Source organism: Streptomyces sp. NPDC006733 (assembly GCF_040636125.1).
In the GTDB taxonomy this organism is placed as follows: domain Bacteria; phylum Actinomycetota; class Actinomycetes; order Streptomycetales; family Streptomycetaceae; genus Actinacidiphila.
This window is the reverse complement of sequence record NZ_JBEYJD010000030.1, coordinates 18000-40566: the sequence shown is the minus strand read 5'-3', so window position 1 is coordinate 40566 and position 22567 is coordinate 18000. Positions and strand designations below refer to the sequence as shown.

The 22567-nt window shown below is 73.1% G+C and carries 18 protein-coding genes; 5 read left to right on the top strand and 13 right to left on the bottom strand.

The window, feature by feature from the left end:
* Nucleotides 1-74: 74 nt before the first annotated feature.
* The 3 genes from ABZ721_RS25350 (at nt 75) to ABZ721_RS25340 (ending at nt 3265) form a co-directional block, all read left to right on the top strand.
* A complete protein-coding gene (locus tag ABZ721_RS25350; protein ID WP_358790988.1) occupies nt 75-1700 on the top strand; it encodes an AMP-binding protein in 1626 nt (541 codons plus the stop codon).
* A 4-nt stretch (nt 1701-1704) separates the two neighbouring features.
* Entirely contained in the window at nt 1705-2532 is an 828-nt protein-coding gene (locus ABZ721_RS25345; protein WP_358790987.1) for a PaaX family transcriptional regulator C-terminal domain-containing protein, read from the top strand.
* A 133-nt stretch (nt 2533-2665) separates the two neighbouring features.
* Entirely contained in the window at nt 2666-3265 is a 600-nt protein-coding gene (locus ABZ721_RS25340; RefSeq protein WP_358790986.1) for a MepB family protein, read from the top strand.
* A gap of 17 nt (nt 3266-3282) precedes the next feature.
* Here ABZ721_RS25340 and ABZ721_RS25335 read toward each other — a convergent pair whose 3' ends face one another.
* From ABZ721_RS25335 to ABZ721_RS25295, 9 genes are all read right to left on the bottom strand, one after another.
* A complete protein-coding gene (locus tag ABZ721_RS25335; RefSeq protein WP_358790985.1) occupies nt 3283-5562 on the bottom strand; it encodes a bifunctional salicylyl-CoA 5-hydroxylase/oxidoreductase in 2280 nt (759 codons plus the stop codon).
* 2 nt (nt 5563-5564) lie between these two features.
* A complete protein-coding gene (locus tag ABZ721_RS25330) occupies nt 5565-6392 on the bottom strand; it encodes an enoyl-CoA hydratase family protein (RefSeq protein ID WP_358790984.1) in 828 nt (275 codons plus the stop codon).
* Between the two features lie 144 nt (nt 6393-6536).
* Complete coding sequence (gene argF, locus ABZ721_RS25325; protein WP_358790983.1) at nt 6537-7535, bottom strand: ornithine carbamoyltransferase; 999 nt, start codon at nt 7533-7535, stop codon at nt 6537-6539.
* 121 nt (nt 7536-7656) lie between these two features.
* Complete coding sequence (locus tag ABZ721_RS25320; RefSeq protein ID WP_358790982.1) at nt 7657-8880, bottom strand: arginine deiminase; 1224 nt, start codon at nt 8878-8880, stop codon at nt 7657-7659.
* Nucleotides 8881-8939: 59 nt separating this feature from the next.
* Entirely contained in the window at nt 8940-9824 is an 885-nt protein-coding gene (mmuM, locus tag ABZ721_RS25315; protein ID WP_358790981.1) for a homocysteine S-methyltransferase, read from the bottom strand.
* A gap of 63 nt (nt 9825-9887) precedes the next feature.
* A complete protein-coding gene (locus ABZ721_RS25310; protein ID WP_358790980.1) occupies nt 9888-10811 on the bottom strand; it encodes an LLM class F420-dependent oxidoreductase in 924 nt (307 codons plus the stop codon).
* A gap of 161 nt (nt 10812-10972) precedes the next feature.
* A complete protein-coding gene (locus tag ABZ721_RS25305) occupies nt 10973-11419 on the bottom strand; it encodes a DUF6099 family protein (RefSeq protein ID WP_358790979.1) in 447 nt (148 codons plus the stop codon).
* 136 nt (nt 11420-11555) lie between these two features.
* Nucleotides 11556-11915, bottom strand: a complete 360-nt coding sequence (locus ABZ721_RS25300; RefSeq protein WP_358790978.1) for a nucleotide pyrophosphohydrolase — start codon at nt 11913-11915, stop codon at nt 11556-11558.
* 10 nt (nt 11916-11925) lie between these two features.
* On the bottom strand, nt 11926-13263 hold the full coding sequence (locus ABZ721_RS25295; protein WP_358790977.1) for an ATP-binding protein: 1338 nt from the start codon (nt 13261-13263) through the stop codon (nt 11926-11928).
* Nucleotides 13264-13350: 87 nt separating this feature from the next.
* Between ABZ721_RS25295 and ABZ721_RS25290 the strand changes: the two genes are divergently transcribed.
* The gene (locus ABZ721_RS25290; RefSeq protein WP_358790976.1) at nt 13351-13740 is read left to right on the top strand and encodes a hypothetical protein; all 390 of its coding nucleotides are present in this window, start codon (nt 13351-13353) and stop codon (nt 13738-13740) included.
* Nucleotides 13741-13781: 41 nt separating this feature from the next.
* Nucleotides 13782-14333, top strand: a complete 552-nt coding sequence (locus ABZ721_RS25285; RefSeq protein WP_358790975.1) for a DUF1697 domain-containing protein — start codon at nt 13782-13784, stop codon at nt 14331-14333.
* Between the two features lie 11 nt (nt 14334-14344).
* On the opposite strand, the gene ABZ721_RS25280 is transcribed toward ABZ721_RS25285, so the two are convergent.
* The 4 genes from ABZ721_RS25280 to ABZ721_RS25265 are packed head-to-tail and all read right to left on the bottom strand — an operon-like array spanning nt 14345 to nt 22519.
* On the bottom strand, nt 14345-15592 hold the full coding sequence (locus tag ABZ721_RS25280) for a TIGR02679 family protein (protein ID WP_358790974.1): 1248 nt from the start codon (nt 15590-15592) through the stop codon (nt 14345-14347).
* Nucleotides 15583-19707, bottom strand: a complete 4125-nt coding sequence (locus ABZ721_RS25275) for a TIGR02680 family protein (RefSeq protein ID WP_358790973.1) — start codon at nt 19705-19707, stop codon at nt 15583-15585. The genes ABZ721_RS25280 and ABZ721_RS25275 overlap by 10 nt, the downstream gene beginning before the upstream one ends.
* Nucleotides 19704-20960, bottom strand: coding sequence for a TIGR02678 family protein (locus tag ABZ721_RS25270; protein ID WP_358790972.1), 1257 nt, complete (start codon nt 20958-20960; stop codon nt 19704-19706). Before ABZ721_RS25270 ends, ABZ721_RS25275 begins: the two co-directional genes overlap by 4 nt.
* Nucleotides 20957-22519, bottom strand: coding sequence for a TIGR02677 family protein (locus tag ABZ721_RS25265; RefSeq protein WP_358790971.1), 1563 nt, complete (start codon nt 22517-22519; stop codon nt 20957-20959). The genes ABZ721_RS25270 and ABZ721_RS25265 overlap by 4 nt, the downstream gene beginning before the upstream one ends.
* Nucleotides 22520-22567 lie beyond the last annotated feature (48 nt).

Sequence of the window (22567 nt, the reverse complement as noted above, 5' to 3'; positions counted from 1 at the left end):
TACCGTTGACTGTCGTCAGCAACACGTTACGCTGAATTCGTCCGCTCTCAGGTGCCAACGAAGGCGGTACCGCCATGGACCTGCTGCCCTCCGCCCACGTGGACACCTTCGCGCGCGACCACCTCCCGCCGCGTGACCAGTGGCCGGAACTCGCCTTCGAGCTGCCCGCGCTGCACTACCCCGACCGGCTCAACTGCGCGGCCGAACTGCTGGCCGGCGGCCACCGTGACGCCCCCTGCCTGCGCACCCCCGGCGGCGAGGTCTGGTCCTACGGGGATCTGGACGCCGCCGCCGGCCGCATCGCGCACGTCCTGGCGGACGACCTCGGGGTACGGCCCGGCAACCGGGTCCTGCTGCGCGGACCGTCCACCCCCTGGCTGGTGGCCTGCTGGTTCGCGGTGCTCAGGGCGGGCGCCGTGGCGGTGACCGTGCTGGCCGCGCAGCGGTCCGGCGAGCTGGCGACGATCTGCGGCATCGCGGACGTCCGGCACGCGCTGTGCGACCTGCGGTCGGTGGACGACCTGGCCAAGGCCGACATCCCCGGCCTGCGGATCACCACGTACGGCGGCGAGGCCCCCGAGGACCTGCTGCGGCGGGCCGCCGCCAAGCCGGACCGCTTCCCCGACGTCGCCACGTCCTCGGACGACGTCGCGCTCATCGCCTTCACCTCGGGGACCACCGGCCGCCCCAAGGGCTGCATGCACTTCCACCGCGACGTGCTGGCCATCGCCGACACGTTCTCCGCCGAGGTGCTGCGCCCGCGCGCGGACGACGTCTTCGCGGGCAGCCCGCCGCTCGGCTTCACGTTCGGCCTCGGCGGGCTGGTCGTCTTCCCGATGCGCGCGGGGGCGTCCAGCGTGCTGCTGGAGCAGGCGGGGCCCGAGCAGTTGCTCGCGGCCGTCGCCCGGCACCGGGTGAGCGTGCTGTTCACGGCGCCGACGGCGTACCGCGCGATGCTCGGCCTGCTGGCGGACGGCGGGGCCGCGTACGACGTGTCGTCGCTGCGGCGGTGCGTGTCGGCGGGCGAGAACCTGCCCGCCGCGACCTGGCAGTCCTGGTGCGACCGCACGGGCCTGCGCATCATCAACGGCATCGGCGCCACCGAGATGCTGCACATCTTCATCTCGGCCGCCGACGACGCCATCCGTCCCGGCACCACGGGCCTGCCGGTGCCCGGCTACCGGGCGCGGATCGTCGACGACGCCGGGGAGCCGCTGCCCGACGGCGAGCCCGGACTGCTCGCGGTGCGCGGGCCGACCGGCTGCCGCTACCTCGCCGACGAGCGCCAGACCGTGTACGTACGGGACGGCTGGAACCTCACCGGCGACACCTACGTCCGCGAACCCGACGGGTACTTCCGCTACGTGGCCCGCGCCGACGACATGATCATCTCGGCGGGGTACAACATCGCGGGCCCGGAGGTCGAGGAGGCGCTGCTGCGCCATCCGGACGTCAGCGAGGCGGCCGTCATCGGCGTCGACGACGAGGAGCGCGGCCAGATCGTCCGCGCCTACGTCGTCCTGCGCGAGGGCGTGCCGCGCGACGCGGCGACGGTGGGGGCCCTGCGCGACTTCGCGAAGGGCGTGATCGTCCCCTACAAGTGCCCGCGCGACATCGTCTTCCTGGACGCCCTCCCCCGCACCCCCACCGGGAAACTGCAGCGCTTCCGGCTGCGCGACCCGGGCCCCGACCTAAAATGATCAGGTGACCGAGCACACCCCCAGTTCGCTGATCGTGACCTTCTTCGGCGCCTACGGGCGCGCGGAGATGGACGGCCGGGTCCCGGTCGCCGCCCTCATCCGGCTGATGGGCGCGGTCGGCGTCGACCCGCAGTCGGTCCGCTCGGCCGTCTCCCGGCTCAAGCGGCGCGAGCTGCTGGTCCCCGACCGCGTCGGCGGCGCCGCCGCGTACGCGCTCTCCGACGACGCCCGCCAGCTACTCGCCGACGGCGACCGCCGCATCTACGGCGGCCCGGGGCCCGCCGCCGAGGACGGGGACGGCTCGTGGGTGCTCGCCGTCTTCTCCGTCCCCGAGACCGAGCGCCACAAGCGGCACCTACTGCGCTCCCGGCTGGCCCGGCTCGGCTTCGGCAGCGCCGCGCCGGGCGTCTGGATAGCCCCGGGGCACGTCCAGGAGGAGGCCCGCCACACCCTGCGCCGCCTGGAGCTCGACCCCTACGTCGACCTCTTCCACGGCACACACGGCGGCTTCGAACCGACCGCCTCCGCCGTCCGCCGCTGGTGGGATCTGGACGCGATCGCGCAACTGCACCGCACCTTCCTCGACGCCCACGAACCGGTGCTCGCCCGCTGGTCCCGCCGCCAAGACGTCCCGCCGCGCGACGCCTTCCCCGACTACCTCCGCGCCCTCGACTCCTGGCGCCACCTCCCCTACGCCGACCCCGGCCTCCCCACCCCGCTCCTGCCCCCCGCCTGGCCCGGCGCCCGCGCCTCCCAGGTCTTCACCGACCTCCACCAGCGCCTCCACGAGGCGGGCGCGGCCTTCGTGCGCGAGGACGCCGTCTCCGCCTAGCGGCGGTCCGGCTTCGCGGACACCTCGCCGGTATTCAGAGTCGGTGTTCCGCGTCGGTATTCTGATCACTTCCACGAGAGCGACGTCCCCGGCCAGGCCGGCTGCGTCGAACAGCCTGTGACAGAGCGGATCAATGGCCACGGACCGCGAGCAAGCAGCCGATCTCCGCCCGGAACCCTGGCTGAGCGCCACCCCCGTCCACGGAGATCTCAGCGCGGCGAAGGCGCTCGTCTACGACCGGTGCGGATTCGCCTGCTCGCAGCCGGTCCCGGAAGCCGAGAGTGCCGAGTACGCCGCTCACCGGTTCACCCTCGACGGCCTCACCGTCCGGTTTCGCGCCGCCAGGACGACCCCCACCAAGGCCGGCCAGTTCGTCACGGTCTGGAAGAGGTCCCCGGCCGGGCCCATCCAGCCCTTCGACGCCGCCGACCCCGTCGATCTCTTTGTCATCAGCACCCGCGACGACGACCGCTTCGGCCAGTTCGTCTTTCCCAAGGACGCGCTCCGCTGGCACGGCGTCGTGTCGGTGAACGGGTCCGGTGGGAAGCGGGCCTTTCGCATCTACCCGCCCTGGGTGGCCCCTGCCGGCCGCCAGGCCAGTACCACGCAGGCGTGGCAGCTGGGCTTCTTCCTGCCTCTGCACGAGGCCGGGCCCATCGACCTGGCCCGCGCCCGGGAGCTCTACCACCCGCGGGACAGCGCCGGCACGGCCCAGCCGTCACACGCCCGCTGATCGCCTGGGACCACCGGTCATTCGGCAGGACCCGTCCGGAGGGTGAGGCGGGGTTTCGGAGCATCCGTGCGGCCGGTCGGAGGGCGGCGGCTGCCCGCCGCGTACGGGCGGGGCCAGCGCGCGGCGGCGCCGCTGTACTCCTGTTCCGCGGCGGCGTGCAGGGTCCAGTTCGGGTCGTAGAGGTGCGGGCGGGCCAGCGCGCACAGGTCCGTGCGGCCCGCCAGGAGCAGGGAGTTGACGTCGTCCCACGAGGAGATCGCGCCGACGGCGATGACGGGGACGCCGAGTTCGTTGCGGATGCGGTCGGCGTACGGCGTCTGGTACGAGCGCCCGTACGCGGGGCGTTCGTCGGCGACGACCTGGCCCGTCGAGACGTCGATGGCGTCGGCCCCGTGCGCGGCGAAGGCGCGCGCGATGGCGACGGCGTCGTCCTCGGTGGTGCCGCCCGGCGCCCAGTCCGTGGCGGAGATGCGGACGGTCATCGGGCGGTCCCGCGGCCAGACGGCGCGGACGGCGTCGAAGACCTCCAGCGGGTAGCGCAGCCGCCCGGCGAGGTCGCCGCCGTAGGCGTCGGTGCGGCGGTTGGTGAGCGGGGAGAGGAAGGACGAGAGCAGGTAACCGTGCGCGCAGTGCAGTTCGAGCAGGTCGAAGCCCGCCCGGGCACCCCGCGCCGCGGCCCGCGTGAACTGCTCGCGGACGGCGGCGAGCCCGGCCGCGTCCAGCTCGGCCGGCACTTGGTTGACGCCGGGCCGGTAGGACAGCGGGGAGGGGGCGACGAGCGGCCAGTTCCCGTCCGGCAGCGGCTCGTCGATGCCCTCCCACATGAGGCGGGTGGAGCCCTTGCGCCCGCTGTGGCCGAGCTGCAGGCCGATCGCGGCGGACGACTGCGCGTGGGCGAAGTCCGTCACGCGCCGCCACGCCGTCTCGTGCTCGTCCGTGTAGAGGCCCGCGCAGCCGGGGGTGATGCGGCCCTGCGCGCTGACGCACACCATCTCCGTCATGACGAGGCCCGCGCCGCCGAGCGCCCGCGCGCCCAGGTGGACGAGGTGGAAGTCGCCGGGCGTGCCCTCCACCGCCGAGTACATGTCCATCGGCGAGACGACGACGCGGTTGCGCAGCGTCAGTCCGCCGAGCCGGAAGGGGGTGAACATCGGCGGGGTGGCGGGCTCGGTGCCGAACTCCCGCTCCACGGCGTCGGTGAAGGCGCGGTCGCGCAGCCGCAGGTTGTCGTGGGTGACGCGGCGGCTGCGGGTGAGCAGGTTGAAGGCGAACTGCAGCGGCGGCTGCCCGGTGTACTGGGCGACCTGCTCGAACCATTCGAGGCTGGCGCGGGCCGCCCGCTGGGTGCTCTCGACGACGGGCCTGCGCTCGGTCTCGTACGCCGTCAGCGCGGACGGCACGTCCGGCTGCTCCTGGAGGCAGGCGGCGAGCGCGAGCGCGTCCTCCATGGCGAGCTTGGTGCCGGAGCCGATGGAGAAGTGCGCGGTGTGGGCGGCGTCGCCGAGCAGCACGGTCCGCCCGTGCGACCACCGCTCGTTGACGACGGTGGTGAACGCGCCCCAGCGCGAGCGGTTGCCGTGCAGGGCGTGGCCCTCCAGGCAGCCCGCGAAGAGCTTCTCGCAGCGGGCGATCGACTCCGCCTCGTCGAGCCGGTCGAAGCCCGCGCGCAGCCAGACGTCCTCCCGCATCTCGACGATGAACGTGGCGGCGCCGTCGCGGTACGGGTAGGCGTGCCCCTGCATGACGCCGTACTCGGTCTCGGCGATCTCGAAGCGGAAGGCGTTCAGCGGCAGGTCGGTGCCGAGCCAGATGTAGCGGCAGCGGTGGCCGGTCAGCCGGGGGCGGAAGACGTCGGCGTGCGCGGTGCGGGTCGCGCTGTTGGCGCCGTCCGCGGCGATGACGAGGTCGTGGCTCGCGGCCAGTTCCGCGGCGGCCGGGCCGGCCTGGCGCAGCCGCAGGTCGACGCCGAGGTCGCGGCACCGCCGGTGCAGGATCGCCAGCAGCCGGCGGCGGTCGAGGGCGGCGAAGCCGTGCCCGCCGGAGGTGACCACCTCGCCGCGCACGTGCACGTCGATGTCGTCCCAGCGGGTGAACTCGGCCTGCAGGGCGCGGAAGACGACCGGGTCGGCGTGCTCGATGCCGCCGAGCGTCTCGTCGGACAGGACGACGCCGAACCCGAAGGTGTCGTCGGGGGCGCCGCGCTCCCAGACGGTGATCTCGCGTGCCGGATCGAGGCGCTTGAGCAGGGCGGCCGCGTACAGGCCGCCGGGGCCGCCGCCGATGACCGCGATCCGCATGGCTAGCGCCCTTCCCAGCGGGGCGGGCGTTTCGCGGTGAAGGCGGCGTGGAACTCGGCGTAGTCGGCGCTGGTCATCAGCTGGGCCTGCGCGGCGGCGTCCATCTCCACGGCGGCGGCGAGCGGCATGTCGAGCTCGGCGGTGAGCAGCGCCTTGGTCTGCTGGTAGGCCAGCGCGGGACCGGCGGCGAGCCGTGCGGCCAGCGCGGCGGCCACGGCGTCGACCTCGCCGTCGGGCGCGAACTGGCTCACCAGCCCGATCCGCTCCGCCTCGGCGGCGCCGACCGTCTCGCCCAGCATCAGCAGCCGGGTGGCGTGGCCGAGCCCGACGATGCGGGGCAGGAGGTACGCGGCCCCCATGTCGGCTCCCGAGAGCCCGACCTTGGTGAAGAGGAACGCGAAGCGGGCCGACGGCTCGACGATCCGGAAGTCGGCGGCCAGCGCGAGCACCGCGCCCGCGCCCGCCGCGATCCCGTGCACGGCGGCGATGACGGGGAACGGCGCCTCGCGGATCGCGCGGACGACCTGGCCCGTCATCCGGTTGAAGCCGAGCAGCTCGCCCGCGCCCATGGCGAGGGTGGCGCCGATGATCTCGTCGACGTCACCGCCGGAGCAGAAGCCGCGGCCGGCGCCGGCCAGCACCAGCACCCGCGTCTCCCCGTCGCGCGCCAACTCGGCGAGCAGGTCGCGCAGGTCGGCGTAGGACCCGAAGGTGAGGGCGTTGAGCTTGTCGGGACGGTCGAGGGTGACGGTGACGACGCCACCGGCGCGGTCCACCCGCAGGTGTTTCCACTGGCCGGTGGGGCTCGCTGAGCTCGGATAGGGACTCATGGCACGTCCTCCTTGGCGGGGGGAGGGGGTGCGGACGCCCGCAGAGCGAAGTTATCACTCATCCGTGACCGCCGTCACGAGTGCGCGATATCCGGCCGAGCGTCCGTGCACTTGTGCCGTGGCGTGCCGTGCCGTGCCGTGCCGTCAGGCCAGGGTGGCGACCAGGACCGCCTTGATGGTGTGCATCCGGTTCTCCGCCTGGTCGAAGACGACGGAGTGCGCCGACTCGAAGACCTCGTCGGTGACTTCGAGCGACGTCAGGCCGTGCCGCGCGAAGATCTCCCGGCCGATCTTCGTCCCGAGGTCGTGGAAGGCCGGCAGGCAGTGCAGGAACTTCACGCCGGGGTTGCCGGTGGCGCGCAGCACGTCCATGGTCACCGCGTACGGGCCGAGCAGCTGGATCCGCTCGTCCCACACCTCCTTGGGCTCGCCCATCGACACCCAGACGTCGGTGTGGACGTAGTCCGCTCCGCGCACGCCCTCGGCGACGTCCTCGGTGAGCGTGACGCGCGCGCCGGTGCCCTCCGCGAGCCGGCGGGCCTCGGCGATCACCGACTCCTCCGGCCACAGCCGCCGGGGCGCGACGATCCGCACGTCCATACCGAGCAGCGCGCCGGTGACGAGCAGCGAGTTGCCCATGTTGTAGCGGGCGTCGCCGAGGTAGGCGTAGGCGATCTCGCCCATCGGCTTGTCGGTGTGCTCGGTCATGGTGAGCACGTCGGCGAGCATCTGGGTCGGGTGCCACTCGTCGGTGAGGCCGTTCCAGACGGGGACGCCCGCGTGCTGGGCGAGCTCCTCGACGATCTCCTGGCCGGCGCCCCGGTACTCGATGCCGTCGAACATCCGCCCGAGCACCCGCGCGGTGTCCTTGACCGACTCCTTGTGCCCGATCTGCGAGCCGGAGGGGTCCAGGTAGGTGGTGCTCGCGCCCTGGTCGGCGGCGGCGACCTCGAACGCGCAGCGGGTCCTGGTCGAGGTCTTCTCGAAGACCAGCGCGATGTTCTTTCCGGTCAGCCGCCGGACCTCGGCACCTTCCCGCTTGGCCGCCTTCAGCTGGGCCGCCAGCTCCACCAGGTGGCGGAACTCCTCGGGGCTGCAGTCCAGCTCCTTGAGGAAATGACGGCCCTTGAGGTCGATGGCCATGGGGGACTCCTAGGTGACGGCGGCGGAAAGACCTTGGAAGTCTATACGATCAATGACATGTTTATACAGATCGATCTTTCCGCCCCTCCACCGCCTTCTCGAACTCCTCCCGCACCCTCCCCTACACCGCGTCGCGTTCGATGGGACAGCTCATGCAGCGCGGGCCGCCGCGCCCCCGGCCCAGCTCGCTCCCCGGGATCTCGATCACCTCGATACCGCGCTTGCGCAGGAACGTGTTGGTCGTGACGTTGCGCTCGTAGGCCACCACCACCCCCGGCTCGACGGCGAGCACGTTGCACCCGTCGTCCCACTGCTCGCGCTCCGCCGAGTGCACGTCCTGGGTCGCGGTCAGCACCTGGATGTCGTCCAGGCCGAGCGCCGCCGCGATCGCCCGGTTCATGTGCTCCGCCGGATGGTCGGTCACCTTCAGGTCCCGGTCCCCCGCGCCCGGCTCGATCGAGTACGAGCGCAGCATCCCCAGCCCGGCGTACGTGGTGAAGGTGTCGCCGTCCACCATGGTCATCACGGTGTCCAGGTGCATGAAGGCCCGCTTCTTCGGCATGTCCAGCGCCACGATCGTGCGCGCGGAGCCGGCCGCGAACAGCCCCTGCGCGAGCATCTCCACCGCCTGCGGCGTGGTCCGCTCGCTCATCCCGATGAGCACCGCCCCGTTGCCGATCACCAGGACGTCACCGCCCTCTATGGTCGACGGATACGCCGCCTGCCCCTCCGACCAGACGTGGAAGCCGCCGCCCGCGAAGAGCGGATGGTGCCGGTAGATCGCCTCGAAGTGCACGGTCTCGCGCTGCCGGGCCGGCCAGCGCATCGCGTTGATGCTGACCCCGTCGTAGACCCAGGCGGAGGTGTCCCGGGTGAAGATGTGGTTGGGCAGCGGGGCGAGCAGGAAGTCGTCCAGGCTCATGGCGTGGAAGAGCACCGAGACCGGCTCGGCGAACCGCTCCAGGAACTCCCGCTTGGTCATCCCGCCGACCAGCGCCTCCACCAGGTCCGCCACGGGCAGCTCGTCGAACGACGCCCGCAGGTGATCGGTCGCCAGCGGCCCGTACTCCTTCTCGTCGAAGACCCGGTCCAGCACCAGGGCCCGCGCCTCCGGCACCGCCAGCGCCTCCCTGAGCAGGTCGCCGAAGAGATGCACCTCGACCCCCCGGTCGCGCAGCACGTCCGCGAAGCCGTCGTGCTCCGCACGCGCCCTGCGCACCCACAACAGGTCGTCGAAGAGCAGCGCGTCCTTGTTGGACGGCGTGAGCCGCTTCAGTTCAAGGTCCGGTCGATGAAGGATGACGCGGCGCAGCCGCCCGGCCTCGGAATCCACGTGAAAGCCCATGACCACAGTCCTTCCCCGCTCACCGGCGCATCGCACCCCAGTTCACACCTCGCGCCGCGTCACCCCCTCATCACCTCCGCCAGCGCCGCGATCTGCCCGGGCCCGACCCGGCAGCAGCCGCCGATCAGCCGGGCCCCCGCGGCCCGCCAGTCCCGGACCCGGGACGCCTCGAACGTCACCTCGCCCGCCCACTTCCGGGCCTCGGCGTCCCACTCCTCGCCGCTGTTCGGGTAGACCGCCACGGGCTTGCCGGACACTTCGGCGGCGAGCGCCACGGCATAGTCGGCGTCCCGCGGGGCGCAGCAGTTGACGCCGACCGCCACCACGTCGTCCCGCCCGGCGGCCAGAGCGAAGGCCTCCTCCAGCGGCTGCCCGGCACGGGTCCGGTCGCCGTCGATGCTGAACGAGAGCCAGACCGGCACGCCGACTCCCTCGACCGCGCCCAGCAGCGCCTCCGCCTCGTCCACGTCCGGCACCGTCTCCAGGGCGAGCAGATCGGGCGCGGCCTCGGCCAGCGTCTCGATCCGCGGCCGGTGGAAACGCTCCAGCTCCCGCACGCTCAGCCCGTACCGCCCCCGGTACTCGCTGCCGTCCGCCAGCATCGCCCCGTACGGACCGACGGAGGCCGCCACCAGCACGCCGGCCCGGCCGGCGGCGGCGCTCCGCGCCAGCTCGACGCTGCGCCGGAGCAGGACGGACGCCTCCTCCCGCCCGGTCCCCCGGCGGGCGAAGCCCTCGTACGTCGCTTGGTAACTGGACGTGATGAGCACCTGCGCACCGGCCCGGACGTAGGCCGCGTGCGCCGCCTCGATCTGCTCGGGCGCGTCGGCCAGCAGCCGGGCCGACCAGAGCGCGTCCGACAGGTCACAGCCCTGGGCGGCGAGCTGGTTGGACAGCCCGCCGTCCAGGACGAGCGGGGTGTCCAGGGTCAGATCGGGCGGCATGGCGGTGGCTCCTTGCTTCGTACCGGGGCGTTCGGTGCTCGGTGTGAGGGACAGGTCGTCAGGTCAGGTCAGTTGGGACTGGACCTCGGCGGAGATCAGTTCCAGGTGGTCCAGATCGCCCAGGTCGAGGATCTGGAGGTAGAAGCGGGTGGAGCCGGTGGCGGCGTACTGGCCGATCCTGTCGATCACCTCGGCCGGCGACCCGGCCAGCCCGTTGGCCTTCAGCTCGTCGACCTCCCGGCCGATCGCCGCGGCCCGCCGCGCGACCTCCGCGTCGTTCCGGCCCACGCAGACGACCAGGGCGTTGGAGTACACCAGCTCGTCCTTCTTCCTCCCCTCCGCCTCGGCCGCCTCGCGCACCCGGCCGAACTGCCGCCTGCTGTCCTCGATGGACGCGAACGGGATGTTGAACTCGTCCGCGTAGCGGGCCGCGAGCGCGGGGGTCCGCTTGGCGCCGTGCCCGCCGATCAGCACCGGAATCTTCGCCTGCACCGGCTTGGGCAGCGCGGGCGACTCCTTGAGCTGGTAGTACTTCCCGTCGTAGTCGAAGGTCTCACCGACCGGCGTGGCCCACAGACCGGTCACGATCGCCAGCTGCTCCTCCAGCCGCCCGAACTTCTCCTTCGGGAACGGGATGCCGTACGCCGTGTGCTCCCGCTCGTACCAGCCGGCGCCCAGTCCCAGCTCGACGCGTCCGCCGGACATCTGGTCCACCTGGGCGACCTGGATGGCGAGGACGCCCGGCAGCCGGAAGGTACCGGCCGTCATCAGGGTGCCGAGCCGGATGCGGCGGGTCTCCCGGGCCAGCCCGGCCAGCGTGATCCAGGCGTCCGTCGGACCCGGCAGCCCGTCCCCGCCGCCCATGCTCACGTAGTGGTCGGACCGGTAGAAGGCGTCGAAACCGAGCTCCTCGGTGGCCTTGGCGACCGTGAGGAGGGTGTCGTAGGTGGCGCCCTGCTGGGGCTCGGTGAAAATACGAAGATCCATGGCGCCCATCCTCCACGCCGGACCGCCCCGCACGTCAACCACGCGTGATGACGTCGCCGATCTTGTGCCCCGGCGGGTGAACGCCCCCTCCCGAGGGGTAGCCGTGGCAGCCGCGGCAGGCGGCCACGAACGCCCGCCGGACCACCGCCGGACCCCCGCCCTCATGGGTCGAGCGCGCCGAGCAGCGCGCAGACGCGGTCCTTGGAGTCCTCGGCGGCGTCCAGCGCGTCGATGCACTGCCAGTACGCCCCCGCCTCGTCCGCGGAGCGGGCCACCCCCGCGAGGACCGCGCCGAGCTCCGTCAGCAGGTCGCGTATCTCCTCCAGTGCGCGGGCCGGCTCCCGCACGCCGGTGAGTATCGACGCCCGGACGGTCTCCGACCGGGGGCCCGGCAGCGCCGAGAGCCAGGACTGCCCGCAGGCCCCGCCGCCCGCCTCGCCCGCTGAGCGGTCGACGGCCCGCAGCTCCGGCGGCCCGTGCACGGCGAGGTGTCCGCCCAGCGCCTCCGCGAGCGCCTGCGCCTGCCACGCCTCCGTGATCAGATCCTCCACCTGCCCCGCCTGTCCGAGCGCGTGCCGGGTGGCCAGGATGAGTCGAACCGCGTCCATGATGTGCACTCCCCACCGCTGCGAGCTGTCCTTCCGCTACCCAGAGTGACGGCCGAAGCGCGCGAGCGAAAGGGGGTCCCCGCGCCTGTGGATAACTCGGACAACCCGCAGAACGCGCCGTTCGCGGACGTTCCCGTCACACGGTCGGGTGCAGGGTGCCCGGCCCTCCGTCCTCCGTCGGCACCGGAAAGCGCAGCTCATTGCGGTCGATCTTCGCCGCGAGCGCCTTCAGCACGTCGATCCCCAGCACCTCGCAGAACTGCAGCAGATACGCCAGGACATCCGCGACCTCGTCCTCCACCCGGTGCGCGGTCCCGGCGTCCTCCATCACCCGGCCCGCCTCCTCCGGGGTCATCCACTGGAAGATCTCCAGCAGCTCGGAGGCCTCGACGCTCAACGCGGCGGCCAGATTCTTGGGCACGTGGTACTGCTGCCAGCGCCGGGCCGCCGCGAAGGCGGCCAGACGGCGCTGCAGCGCCTGCAGATCCTCGCTCATCCGCACAGGTCTACCGCATCGTGGGCGCCGACCGCGCGGCCACCCGAGCACCGGCGCCCTCCCCCGCCTCCAACTCCCCCGTCTCCGACTCCTCCTCCGCCACTTCCACTTCCACTTCCCCTTCTCCGTCCGCCTCCGCTTCCGCCGTCTGCCCGGACCGCCGCGGCCGCGCGAAGTCGATGACCGACACGCCGCCCAACCCCGCGGCGACGGAGGCGTCGTGCACCACCCCCAGCAGCCGGATGTGACCGCGTTCGGCCGCCATGCCCGCCAGGGAGAGCAGCTCACGCGTCTGCCGGCGGTCCATCCCCAGGTCGAAGCCGTCGCTGAGCACGGTCAGCACCTGGGCGGCCGGCAGGAGTTCGGCGCTCGTGTCGACCTCCAGCACACCCGGCCCGGTGAGCAGCACCAACGCGTGGGCCAGGAAGCGCAGTTCCCCGTCACCGAGCCGGTCCACCGGCACCAGGCCCAGCGGCCCGCGGTCCACCGCCGCGATCACCGATCGTGGGTCGGCACCGCGATCGGTGCCGGACGGCCGCGGCCGCAGGACGGTGAGCCCATCCACCGGCGGACTGCAGACCTCCCGCATCGCCCGCACCAGCGCCGCGTGCCGGGTACGGCACTCCCCCTCGGTCCTGGCCAGGACCGCCGACAGGTTCTCGCAGTTGCCGCGGAGCATCCCGTCCGCGGCGTCCACCGGTGCCCGCATGGCCTCCGGCCGGGGTTCCACCGGGAAGACCCCGCGCAGCGCCGGCACCAGTTGCTCCACCGCCGCGAGCACCAGCCGCTGGCCCTCGGTGCGGCCCGCGACGCGCAGCGGAAGCAGCGCCGTCGCCAGCAGGTCGTCGGGGAGCGGCGCCCGGGTGACGGGCACCAGCCCCGCCGTGTGCCACGCCGCCTGGACGGTGCGCCGCCCCGGGTCGCGCAGCGCGGTGGTCAGCAGCGTCTCCCCGCCGCCGGTCAACCGCTCGCCGACGATGCGCAGTTCCGGCTCCGTCTGGACGGCCACGTCCAGCCGGACCGGCCCGACGGGCCCGGTGACCGTGCACCCGAGCCGGAACCCGCGCCGCCCCTGGGCGTCCGGCTGCGCGCCCTGCGGCACGCAGGCCGCGGCCCCGCCCCGCACGCTCCCCGCCCGGCCACCGGCCCCGTCGAACACCTCGCCCAGCGTCTCCCCGCCGGCCAGCCGCCCCAGCGCCGCCAGCGCCTCCAGAACGCTCGACTTCCCCGACCCGCTCGCGCCGGCGAGCAGGGTGAGCGGACCTAGCGCGAAGCTCGCGCCCCGGTGCGACTTGAAGGAGGACAGCCGCAGTTCGGTGACGGCGGGTCGCTCACTCGTGAGGTTCATGCCCGCGAACGTAGCCAGCACCACCTCTGCCGAACCGTTACGTCTGCCCCCACGTCCTCCGAACGGGCGACCCGGCAGGATGACGGCATGGAGATCAAGGATTCCGGCCCCGCGGCGGGCGTCGAGTTGACCCGGTTCGGCAGTCACGGTGTGCGCCACGTCAGCATCCACCGAGGCCCCGGCGACGGCCCCGGCTCCGCCGTGGTCGCGGTGGCCCTCATGCACCTGGCCCCCGGCGGGCGCATCGGCCGCCACGAGGCCACGATTCCGCAGGCGCTCACCGTGGTCGCCGGCGACGGCTGGGTGAGCGGCGCGGACGGCACGGCGGTCGCGATCACCGCAGGCCAGACCGCCTGCTGGGAGGCCGGTGAGAACCACGGGACATGGACGGAGACCGGCCTGACGGCCGTGGTGGTCGAAGCGGCGCAGCCGCACCCCGCGAGCCTGCTGGGCCGCGCCCAGGGCAGCGGCGCCTGATGTCCGAGCCGTTGTCCGACGCCTCGTCTACGGTGGGCCGGGTGACGAGCTATGTGGCGCTGCTGCGCGGGATCAACGTGGGCGGCAAGAACAAGGTGCCGATGCAGACCCTGCGCGAGCTGCTGACCGGGCTGGGCTGCACGGACGTCCGCACCCACCTCCAGAGCGGCAACGCCGTCTTCGCCCACCCCCGCGCCGACCCGGCCGAGCTGGCCGCCTCCCTGGAGGCGGCCATCACCGAGGAGCTGGGGCTCACCATCCGCTGCCTCGTGCGCGACGGCGCCGACCTCCGGCGCGTGGTCGACCGCAACCCCTTCGACATGGAGGGCATCGACCCGTCCCGCTTCCTGGTGACCTTCCTGTCCGCCCCGCCCGCCCAGGACCGCCTGCCCGCCGTCGACCCGTCGGCCTACGCCCCGGAGGAGTTCCGCCTGGCCGACCCCAAGGCTCCGACCGAGATCTACACCCACCTCCCGGACGGCATCCAGAAGGCCCGCCTCGCCCTGCTGTTCACCGACAAGAAGCTCGGCGTCACGGCGACGGCCCGCAACTGGAACACCGTCCTGAAGCTCACCGCCATGGCGACGGAGTAGCCACGGCTGCGTCACCCCGTCCCGAGATCGGCCAGCAGCGCGTCCAGCACAGTCTCCTCCTCGACGCGGACGCCCAGTTCAGAGAGTGCCTGCGCGAGTTCCGGGTCCCAGGGCGCTTCGGTCGGTGGGCCGGTGAGAGGTGGGGCTTCGGGGGATGCGGCGGCTGCGGTGCGGTAGGCGGAGGTCGTGTAGTGCCACGGTTGCCAGGGGATGTGGCGCAGGAGTCCGGAGGCGATGCGCAGGCCGCCCCAGTCGAAGTCCCCGTGGTACAGGAACGCGGCGCCGCACCCGCGCAGGTGGCGCAGCAGGATGAGGGCCGCGGCGGACGGCTGTCCTTGGAGGCACACGAGCGGAGCTGAGCGAGCCCCGTACGTGTCGGCAGCCGCGGCGAGCACGGCGGGGTTCTCGCAGATGCGGACGGTCGGGGGTGCGAGCGTCGGCGGGTGGCGGACGAGCTGTCGCAAGGTCAGGACGGACGGTTCGCCCGCGTCGGCCATCCAGTCCAGGGCCGGGGTCCCCCTCAGATTCAAGGTGAGGACGGTCGAGGACAGTTCGTCGCGCAGCACACCCGCCGATGCCCATGCCTCCCGGCGCCACTCGGCGCCCGAGCCGTCAGGGAAACCTGTCATCGCGCGCAGGCCCGACAAGGTGAGGGTGGCGAGCGGCGCCCCGTCGTCCAGCGCGTGGGCGCTGCCCAGGAGTCGGGCCGCGAAGGCGGAGAGCGACACCGGTGGGTCGGCGGGGAGCGCCCGAAGGGCGACCGCGACCTGGTCGAGCAGGGTACGTGCCGCGGCGGGCGTACCGGCCAGACGTCGTACCAGGCCGTCACCGCGCAGCCGGAGGGTCCACGCGGCGAGGGCCGGGACCTCGTCCGCGAGGGCCTCGACGGAGGCGTAGGCCTCGTGCCAGGCGCGTTCCTCGGCCTGGCGGGCGGGCCCGAGCGGGACGACCGGCCCGGTGAGCGCGGCCACCGCCGCGGCCAGACCGTCGGGGCTGATGCCGGAGCGGCGCAGGACGGCGTCCACCTCCTCGAGCCGAACGCTCAGGGAGCGTCCGGCGCCGGGAGGGCGGCCGAGCAAGCGCTCGACCGCCGCCCGCTGGGCCGGTGTGGGCTCGCTGAGGGAGACCGGGCCGGTGAGCGGCCGTCCCCGTTCCATACGGCTGCGCGCGCGGTCGACCAGCCAGCCGAGATCGGGGCCGCCCAGCAGGCGGCGCAATCGGTCCCCGTCGACCGCGGCGCCCTGAGACCTCACGTCCACAGCGGCTCGGCCTCCGCGTAGGCCTCTTGCCGGTCGGTATCCGTCTGCTGCGACCGCACCGGGTCCTCGCGGCGCTTCCGCCTGGCCCCGTCCCACTCCCAGCGCGTGACAAGGACCGCGGCCACCTCGTCGATCCGCGAGAGCTGCGCGATGGCGATGCCCGGCACCTGCGGGTAGCAGGCCCATTCGCGCTCGCTGGTCATCACCACGTCGAGGTCGAAGGCGTGCAGCAGGCCCAGGCACTTGGCGCGCGAGTCGTCGTCCACACCGGCGAAGGCCTCGTCGAGGGTGACCAGCCGCGGAGCGTACGGGCTGCTCGCGCTCGCGTAGTGCGAGGAGGCAGCGGCGAAGAGCGGCACGGAGACGGCGAGGACCCGCTCGCCGCCCGAGGCCGGGCCGGTGGCCGGAACCCAGCGGCCCTGTTGGTGGCGTTCGACCCCGAATTCGTGCCAGGAGCGGTAGTCGAGCGCGGCGGTGAGGTATTCGAGCCAGCTGCCGGAGGTGTCGTCGGTCTGCTGCCGGGCGATCTGCGTCTGCAGGAACTCGCCCACCGCCCTCCGATCCTCCGGGGTCCAGGCGTCAGCGGACTGACGCAGGCGCTCACGGGCCTGCCCCAGGCCAGGCGGCGCTTTGCGGGAAGCCCGCCAGACCAGCCGCAGTTTCATGCCCGTGGAGGTGGGACGGTCCTCCAGTTCGGAGTTCATGTCCCGCACCTGCCGTTCGGCTGCCCCGATCAGCTCCTGGAGAGTGCCCGCGACCTCGGTGATCAGGTGGGTTTCCAGGATTTCGCGTTCGTGGGCGGAGAGGATGCGGGTGAGCTCGGCCACCTCGGCGGCGAGGGCTGCGGCGAGTTCGGGTACGGCACGCTCACGCCCCTGGTAGACGATGTCGACCACGATGCCGTCCTCCACCATGCGGGCAGTGGCTGTGTGCCCGTGCCGCGACAGGGTGTCCTGCAGGGTTTTGAGTTCCTCGCTCAGCCGACGCTGTACGCGTTCCCAGGATCCGTCCGAGTCGTCGGTCGTCGTCAAGCCGGACTCGATGGCACGCGCGAGGGCGATGGCGGGTGTCGCCACCCACGGCCCCTCGTCCACCGCGGGTACGGAGACCTCGGGCAGCGCGACCGCGATCAAGCCGGTGGTGGTGAAGCGTTGCAGACCCGCGATGGCCTCCGCCCGTGCCGCGGCTGCGTCGGACAGACCCTTCTCCAGCTGCTCGATCCTGCCTTCGGCCCTGCTGGCCTGCCGGTCAGCTTCGGCCTGGCGCTTGTGGGTGACTCGCTGGTCCGCCTCGCAGGTGCGCAGGGCTTCGGCGGTCTCGGTGAGCCGGCGCTGCAGTTCGGCCACGGCAGCGCCGACCGTCGAGCGCAGCGTGGTGTGGCGTTCGTCCGCTGCCGCGGCGTCACGCCCGGCCTCCTCGGCGCGCAGCGCGAGTTCGGCCGTCCGCTCCCTCGCACGCGAGGCCTCAGCATGTTCCTCGCCCGTCTGGCGGACGGCTTCGCCCCGCTCGCGCAGGGTCGGCCACAGGGCGGCCAGGACCGCGGCGAGGTCGGCGTGGGCCCGACGGACCGTGGCAAGCCCTTCACGATCGGCGGGCAGGCCCAGGTCAGCGGTGGTTTCAGCGAGTTCGGCGGCGGTACGCTCGGCTTGCTCGACTGCTTTCCTGACGTCTTCGGCCCGCTCCTCGCGCCGCAGACGCCCCTTGCGCACCGTCTCCGCGGCGGCGCTCACCTGGGCGTGCGCCCGGGTGAGCGGGCCTTCGTCGGGCACCTCGGCCAGCTCCGCGTCGAGTCTCCGGCGGCGGGCGGAGATCGTCTCGGATCGTGTCGTCACGGTGCGCGCCTCCTCGTGGAGCCGTTCGAGCTCGGCGTTCAGTTCGGCGATTCGGGCCCGCCTCGCCGCCTCCCGCGCGCCCTCGCCGATGTACTCGGCGGTGTCCTTGCCCCAGCGGCCCGTGAGCGTGCCGACCCGGAACCGTCCATCGGGTACAGCCCACGTGCCGGCTCCGCTGTCCGCCACCGCGCCGATGGCGGACAACAACCGCATCACCGTGGCCTCGGCCACCGCCGCGGCCTGCGCGTCGCCGTGATCCACGGCCGGGCGCAGCAGTCCGCTGAGCGAGGGCCCGGGCACCGGACCGGTCGCCGGGGAGAGGAGCACCTCGTGGCCGTCCGCGGCGAGGGTCGAGCCGTCGGGCAGCACCCAGGCGTCCAGCAGTCCGGAAGCCTGTAGCGCCGCTTCCAGACCGGCGCGCTCCTGGTCGGGGACGCTGTCGTGGAAGTCGACCAGCCGCCACAGCGGCGCACCCGGCAGCCGCTCGCGCAGGCCCGGCGTGCGGGTGGGCGGAGTCTGCGGGGCCCGTCGGCCGCCTGTCTCCAGGGCGGTCAGCTCCTGACGTGCCTGCCCGGTGAGCGCTGCCAGCTCCGCCGACCGGCGGGCCGCCGCGGCCGCCTGGTCCGCCAGCTGCCGAGAGGCGGCGCTGTGGGCCCGAGCCGCCTGCTCCCGGGCCGGATAGGGCCCGTCGACGCGCTGCGTCCACTCCTGCAACGCGTCGAGCAGACCGGGCAAGTCCGGGTAGGCCAACTCGGTCCAGCTTCCCGCCCGTTCCCGTACGTCCTCCACCAGCGCCCGCCCGCACGCCGCGGCGGCTTCCTCCGCCGCGCCCTGCGCCTCGGAGGCCTCGTCGAGGTCGCCATCCGCCTCGTCGAGGCGGACCGACGCCTGGCGGCGCTTGGCCGCCGCCAGTTCCGCAGCCTCCGCGAGCCCGTCCGCGTGGGCGAGCGCACGCTTCCCGCGATCCACTGACTCCTGCGCCGCACGCCGCAGTTCGGGCTCGGCCGATCGGTCGTCCACGGTCAGGTCGATCCGCGCGGCGGCGGCCGCCTCCCCCGCTTGCCGAAGGATCTCCTCAGCCTGCTGCCGAGCCGCGCGCAGCCTGTTCTCCGCGGCGCCGAGCCGCCCGAGTGCCCGGGTGTGCAGGGCTGCCGCCTGGTCCCGGTCGTCGCGGGCCAGGTCCAGCGCCCGAGCGGTCCGTTCCACCGCCGTCGCTGCCTGCTCCAGTTCCCGGGCACTGCGCATCTCGGGGCCCTCGCGCAGCACCGCGTCCTGGGCGCGCAGTCGTGCCTGCGTCTCCTCCAGTGCGGCTATCCGCTCCTCGGCGTCCTCGCGTTCCTGCTGGGCACGGGCCTGTCGGCCCTGCGCCTCCGCCAGGTCCCGCTGGAGGTGCTCGTAGCGGGAGTGTTCGGCGCGCGGGAGGCGGGCTCGCCGCCGGGTGGCGATGCGGGCATAGCGCCGGTAGTGCTCCAGGAACGCGGTGGCGGCCCGCTCCGCGGCCGAGGCCGCCACCAGTTCCTCCTTCTCCTCGTCCAGCGACCGGAAGGCCTCGGCCACATCGGCGATGACGGCCTGGTCCATGGGCGGCAGCGCCTCGGTGAGGGCACGGGACAGGGCCGCCTCGTTGGGCCGCTTGGACAGCTGCGGCTGGCGCAGCTGGATGAGCAGGTCCACCAGCGCGCCGTAGCGCTGCTCGCCGAGCCCGAAGAGCGCCTCGTCGACGGCTCTGCGGTACGTCTTGGCCTGGTCGTACACCATTCCGTGGCCGGTGACGGCCTCGGTGAGCCGGTCCCGGGAGAGAGCGGTGCCGGTGGCGTCGAGCAGGCTGAACGAGGTTGCGGCGTCCGCCTGCGGGCCGTGGTCGACGCGTTGATCGGTGAGGGCGTACCAGTGGCGGGCGATGCCCCGCCCGCTCACGGCCTTGAGACCGCAGAGCAGTGTGCGGAAGTGCCGTTCACCGCCGGCCTCATCGAGCCTGCCGAACTCGATCCACGTGTAGCCGAGCCGCTCGGGGTGCGGGTACTCGCCGCCGAGAAGCAGGTTCCACTCCATCCGCTTGCCCGGATCGCCGTCCGGCTCGACACGGCGTGAGCCGAGGTCCCCGTCGAGCAGGAAGGGCAGGGTCAGCGCGAGGACCTTGGACTTGCCGGTGCCGTTGTTCCCGCGCAGCAGCAGGCGACCGTCCCGGAAGTGGAACTCCTCCACGTCGTAGTGGAAGAGGTCGACGAGGCCGAGGCGCAGCGGCTGCCAGCGAGAGCGCAGGGGTTCGGGGAGTCGGGTCACGGCGTACGGGCCTTTCGCTGCGCGGGCAGACGTGCGGTACCGGAATCCAGCACGACGGTCTCACCGACCGCGTACCGGGCCAGGGCCGGGCGCGGCGCCACGTGGTGGGCCGTACGGACGACGAGGCCGAGGGCGGCGAGCCGGGCGACGGCCTGATCCACGAGTTCGGCCTCCATACCGGGCTCCCGGGCGGACTTCGCCCAGAACCCGCCGTGTTCAGCTGCGAGTTCGCGGACTCTGAGCGCCAGCCGTTCCCAGGTCACCGGAGCGCCCGCCGCGGCCAGGTGTTCGGCAAGCAGCAGGGTGATGTGGCCGTGGGTGCCCTGTTCCGGCATACGGACGTCGGTGAGGTCGTCGTCGGGATCGACCATCGCGATGCCCTCGGCCCGCACCTCGGCGACCAGCCCGGTCAGTTCGGTGATCCGAGCGGTGATGAAACCGCGTTGCCGGGTGAGGTAGCCGAGTTCGGCGTCGGTCAACTCGTCGTAGTAGAGGACCGGGTCGTCCAGGAGGCGACGGGTCAATGAGCGGCGCATCGCCCGGAAGCGCAGCTCATCGCTGTCCAGGGCGGTCTCGGCGACGAGTTCGGTCAGGCGGTCCTCGAGGGTCTCGGCGTGCACGGTGGAAGGGCCGCGCCGAGCGGCGAGGAGCCCCGCCAGCACCCTGCGTTCCACGTCGTACAGCACGTCGCCGGCTCCGCTGACGTACGCCTCCTCGTCCCCTGCGACGCGGCGCAGTACGCCGAGGCCGAGCAGGAGCCGTACGACGGCGGCGAGGTCCAGTCGCTCGTCACGGCGATCCAGGGTGAACTGGATCCCCGTCCGCGCGAGATGGGGGTCAGCGGCGTCGAGGACGACCTGGTCGGCGAGGCGGCCGAGGGCGATCTGCGCCTCTCCGCGCTCCAGGGCCGCGAGCGCGAGGCAGAGCAGGACGTAGCGGCGGCGGGTGAACGGGGCGGCCGCGCGGTTCGGCTCACGGGCGGGGTGGGTGGGGTCGGTGAGGACGCCGGGTATCTTCCGCAGGCGGGCCGCCTCGGCATCGGCCTGGAGGGACCAGCCGGTGTTGCGGTCGAACCACTCACGCAGTTCCGGGGCGTGCCGTCGGACGAGGCGGAACTCGTCGGCGTAGCGGCCACGGGCCAGCAGGAGCGGCTGCTTGAGCAGGGCGCGAGCGGCCTTGCGGAGATCAGCGGCGTGCTGGCCGTCGAGGACTTCGGCAAGCGGGGAGGCGGTCGTACCGTGCGTGCCCGTCATCGTGCGTCGGCTCCGTCCGCCAGGTCGATGATCTCGATGAGGTGGTCAGGACCGCGGAACGTGCCCCCGGGCGTCCGGACCTCCGCGGTGGTGCCGTCGACGAGTGCGCTGAGCCGGATCTCCATGGATCCGTCGTTGCTCGTGGCCTGGGTGTGGCGCATGCCGGGTCGCCAGGTGGCCAGCGCGTCACCCAGCAGTTGGAGGAAGAGCCCGAAGGACACGGGGTCGAGTTCGCCGAGCCCGGAGAGCCGGGTGACCCCGTCGGTGACGAGTCGGCTGCGGGCCGCCGCGATCTCTGCAGCCTGCTTGGCGGCCACCTCGGCGAGCCGGCGACGAGGCGCCGCCCGGTCCTCGACCTTGCGGGGCTTGCCGCGCCGCTCGTAGCTTCCGGTGCGACGCAGTTGCGGGCTGATCCGCAGCGGCTCGGCGTCGGCCCACGGGGTGGCGGCGGGAACCGGCCGCGCCGCTCGGGCGGCGAGGGTGTCGGCGTCGACGGTGAGGTGCCGCGCGGGGTACAGCCCGAAGGCGGTGCGCCACAGCCGATGCCGGGCCTCGTCGTCGGGAGCCTCCGCGAACCAGCGGGCCAGGGTACGGAAGTCCGCGGACCGGTCGGAACGCCCGGCACGGCGTTCGTTCAACGACCGTACGACGGCCAGGAGCTGGGGAATCGCCCCGAGAGCCCGGCCACGCAGCAGTCTGGTCTGGGACTCACGCCCTTCCCGGCTGATGAACCATGCGGCGAGGCCGCTCCACCGGCCGGCCCACCGCTCGTACGCCTCCCGCTCGGCGTGTCCGACCTCCTCGGGCGAGGCGTCCACCGCCTCGCGGGCCGCGGCGGCCCGCAGCAGCGGCTCGATGCTCCCCGAGTCCTCCAGTTCCAGGATCAGCCGGGCTATGCGCCCTCCGAGGGTGATCAGGTCCTGGATGAACCGCTCCAGGTACTGGATGAGCCGGTCCTTGTACGCGAGGAAGACGTCCTCCTCGACGTCGTGGAGGTCGATGGTCCGCTGGAGGGATCCCATGAAGGCGCGGGCGTTGTCGGCGAGAGCGGTGAAGCGACTGGCCAGCGCGTCAAGTGCCAGGTGTGCTTTGGCTTGATCGGGCTGGTCCTCGGCCGCCAGTACCAGGAGCGCCCGCAACTGGGTGACGATGTCGTGCAGCGCGACGGCCTGCAGCGCGCCGCGACGACCCAGCGCGTCGTCATAGACGCCCAAGGCCTCCTCGGCCGCCTCCCCGGCCCGGGTGAGCTGGTAGATGAACCGCTTCCGATAGAAGTCCTCGACGGCGGTGACGCGGGCCGTGTCGGGATCGGCGCGGAGATTGCCCCAGCCCACGAGGCTGTCCAGCGCTTTGACCACGACGTCCAGCTCGGCGGGCCGCGACTCGGCCGGCAGGGCGGCGTGCACGTCCTCCGGCCGCAGATGGACCGCGAACCGCTCTTTGGCCACGACGAACGCCCGCATCACCTGGCGATAGAGACCGGTGTTCTGCACAGTGAGGTGGGCGAAGGGGCTGTACCCATCCGGCCGGGGCTCCGGAGCAGCGCTGTTCACGGTCATCACCGGCCATCCTCTCGCAGGGGACGGCCTCGCAGACGGGGACAAATG

Excerpts from the sequence above, each read along its gene's own strand:
- ABZ721_RS25270 (WP_358790972.1), bottom strand. The coding sequence starts at position 20,960 with ATGACGGGCACGCACGGTACGACCGCCTCCCCGCTTGCCGAAGTCCTC.
- ABZ721_RS25305 (WP_358790979.1), bottom strand. The coding sequence starts at position 11,419 with ATGGACGCGGTTCGACTCATCCTGGCCACCCGGCACGCGCTCGGACAG.
- ABZ721_RS25330 (WP_358790984.1), bottom strand. The coding sequence starts at position 6,392 with ATGAGTCCCTATCCGAGCTCAGCGAGCCCCACCGGCCAGTGGAAACAC.
- ABZ721_RS25335 (WP_358790985.1), bottom strand. The coding sequence starts at position 5,562 with ATGCGGATCGCGGTCATCGGCGGCGGCCCCGGCGGCCTGTACGCGGCC.
- ABZ721_RS25265 (WP_358790971.1), bottom strand. The coding sequence starts at position 22,519 with ATGACCGTGAACAGCGCTGCTCCGGAGCCCCGGCCGGATGGGTACAGC.
- ABZ721_RS25320 (WP_358790982.1), bottom strand. The coding sequence starts at position 8,880 with ATGGGCTTTCACGTGGATTCCGAGGCCGGGCGGCTGCGCCGCGTCATC.
- ABZ721_RS25300 (WP_358790978.1), bottom strand. The coding sequence starts at position 11,915 with ATGAGCGAGGATCTGCAGGCGCTGCAGCGCCGTCTGGCCGCCTTCGCG.
- ABZ721_RS25290 (WP_358790976.1), top strand. The coding sequence starts at position 13,351 with ATGGAGATCAAGGATTCCGGCCCCGCGGCGGGCGTCGAGTTGACCCGG.
- ABZ721_RS25350 (WP_358790988.1), top strand. The coding sequence starts at position 75 with ATGGACCTGCTGCCCTCCGCCCACGTGGACACCTTCGCGCGCGACCAC.
- ABZ721_RS25340 (WP_358790986.1), top strand. The coding sequence starts at position 2,666 with ATGGCCACGGACCGCGAGCAAGCAGCCGATCTCCGCCCGGAACCCTGG.
- ABZ721_RS25310 (WP_358790980.1), bottom strand. The coding sequence starts at position 10,811 with ATGGATCTTCGTATTTTCACCGAGCCCCAGCAGGGCGCCACCTACGAC.
- argF (WP_358790983.1), bottom strand. The coding sequence starts at position 7,535 with ATGGCCATCGACCTCAAGGGCCGTCATTTCCTCAAGGAGCTGGACTGC.
- ABZ721_RS25295 (WP_358790977.1), bottom strand. The coding sequence starts at position 13,263 with ATGAACCTCACGAGTGAGCGACCCGCCGTCACCGAACTGCGGCTGTCC.
- mmuM (WP_358790981.1), bottom strand. The coding sequence starts at position 9,824 with ATGCCGCCCGATCTGACCCTGGACACCCCGCTCGTCCTGGACGGCGGG.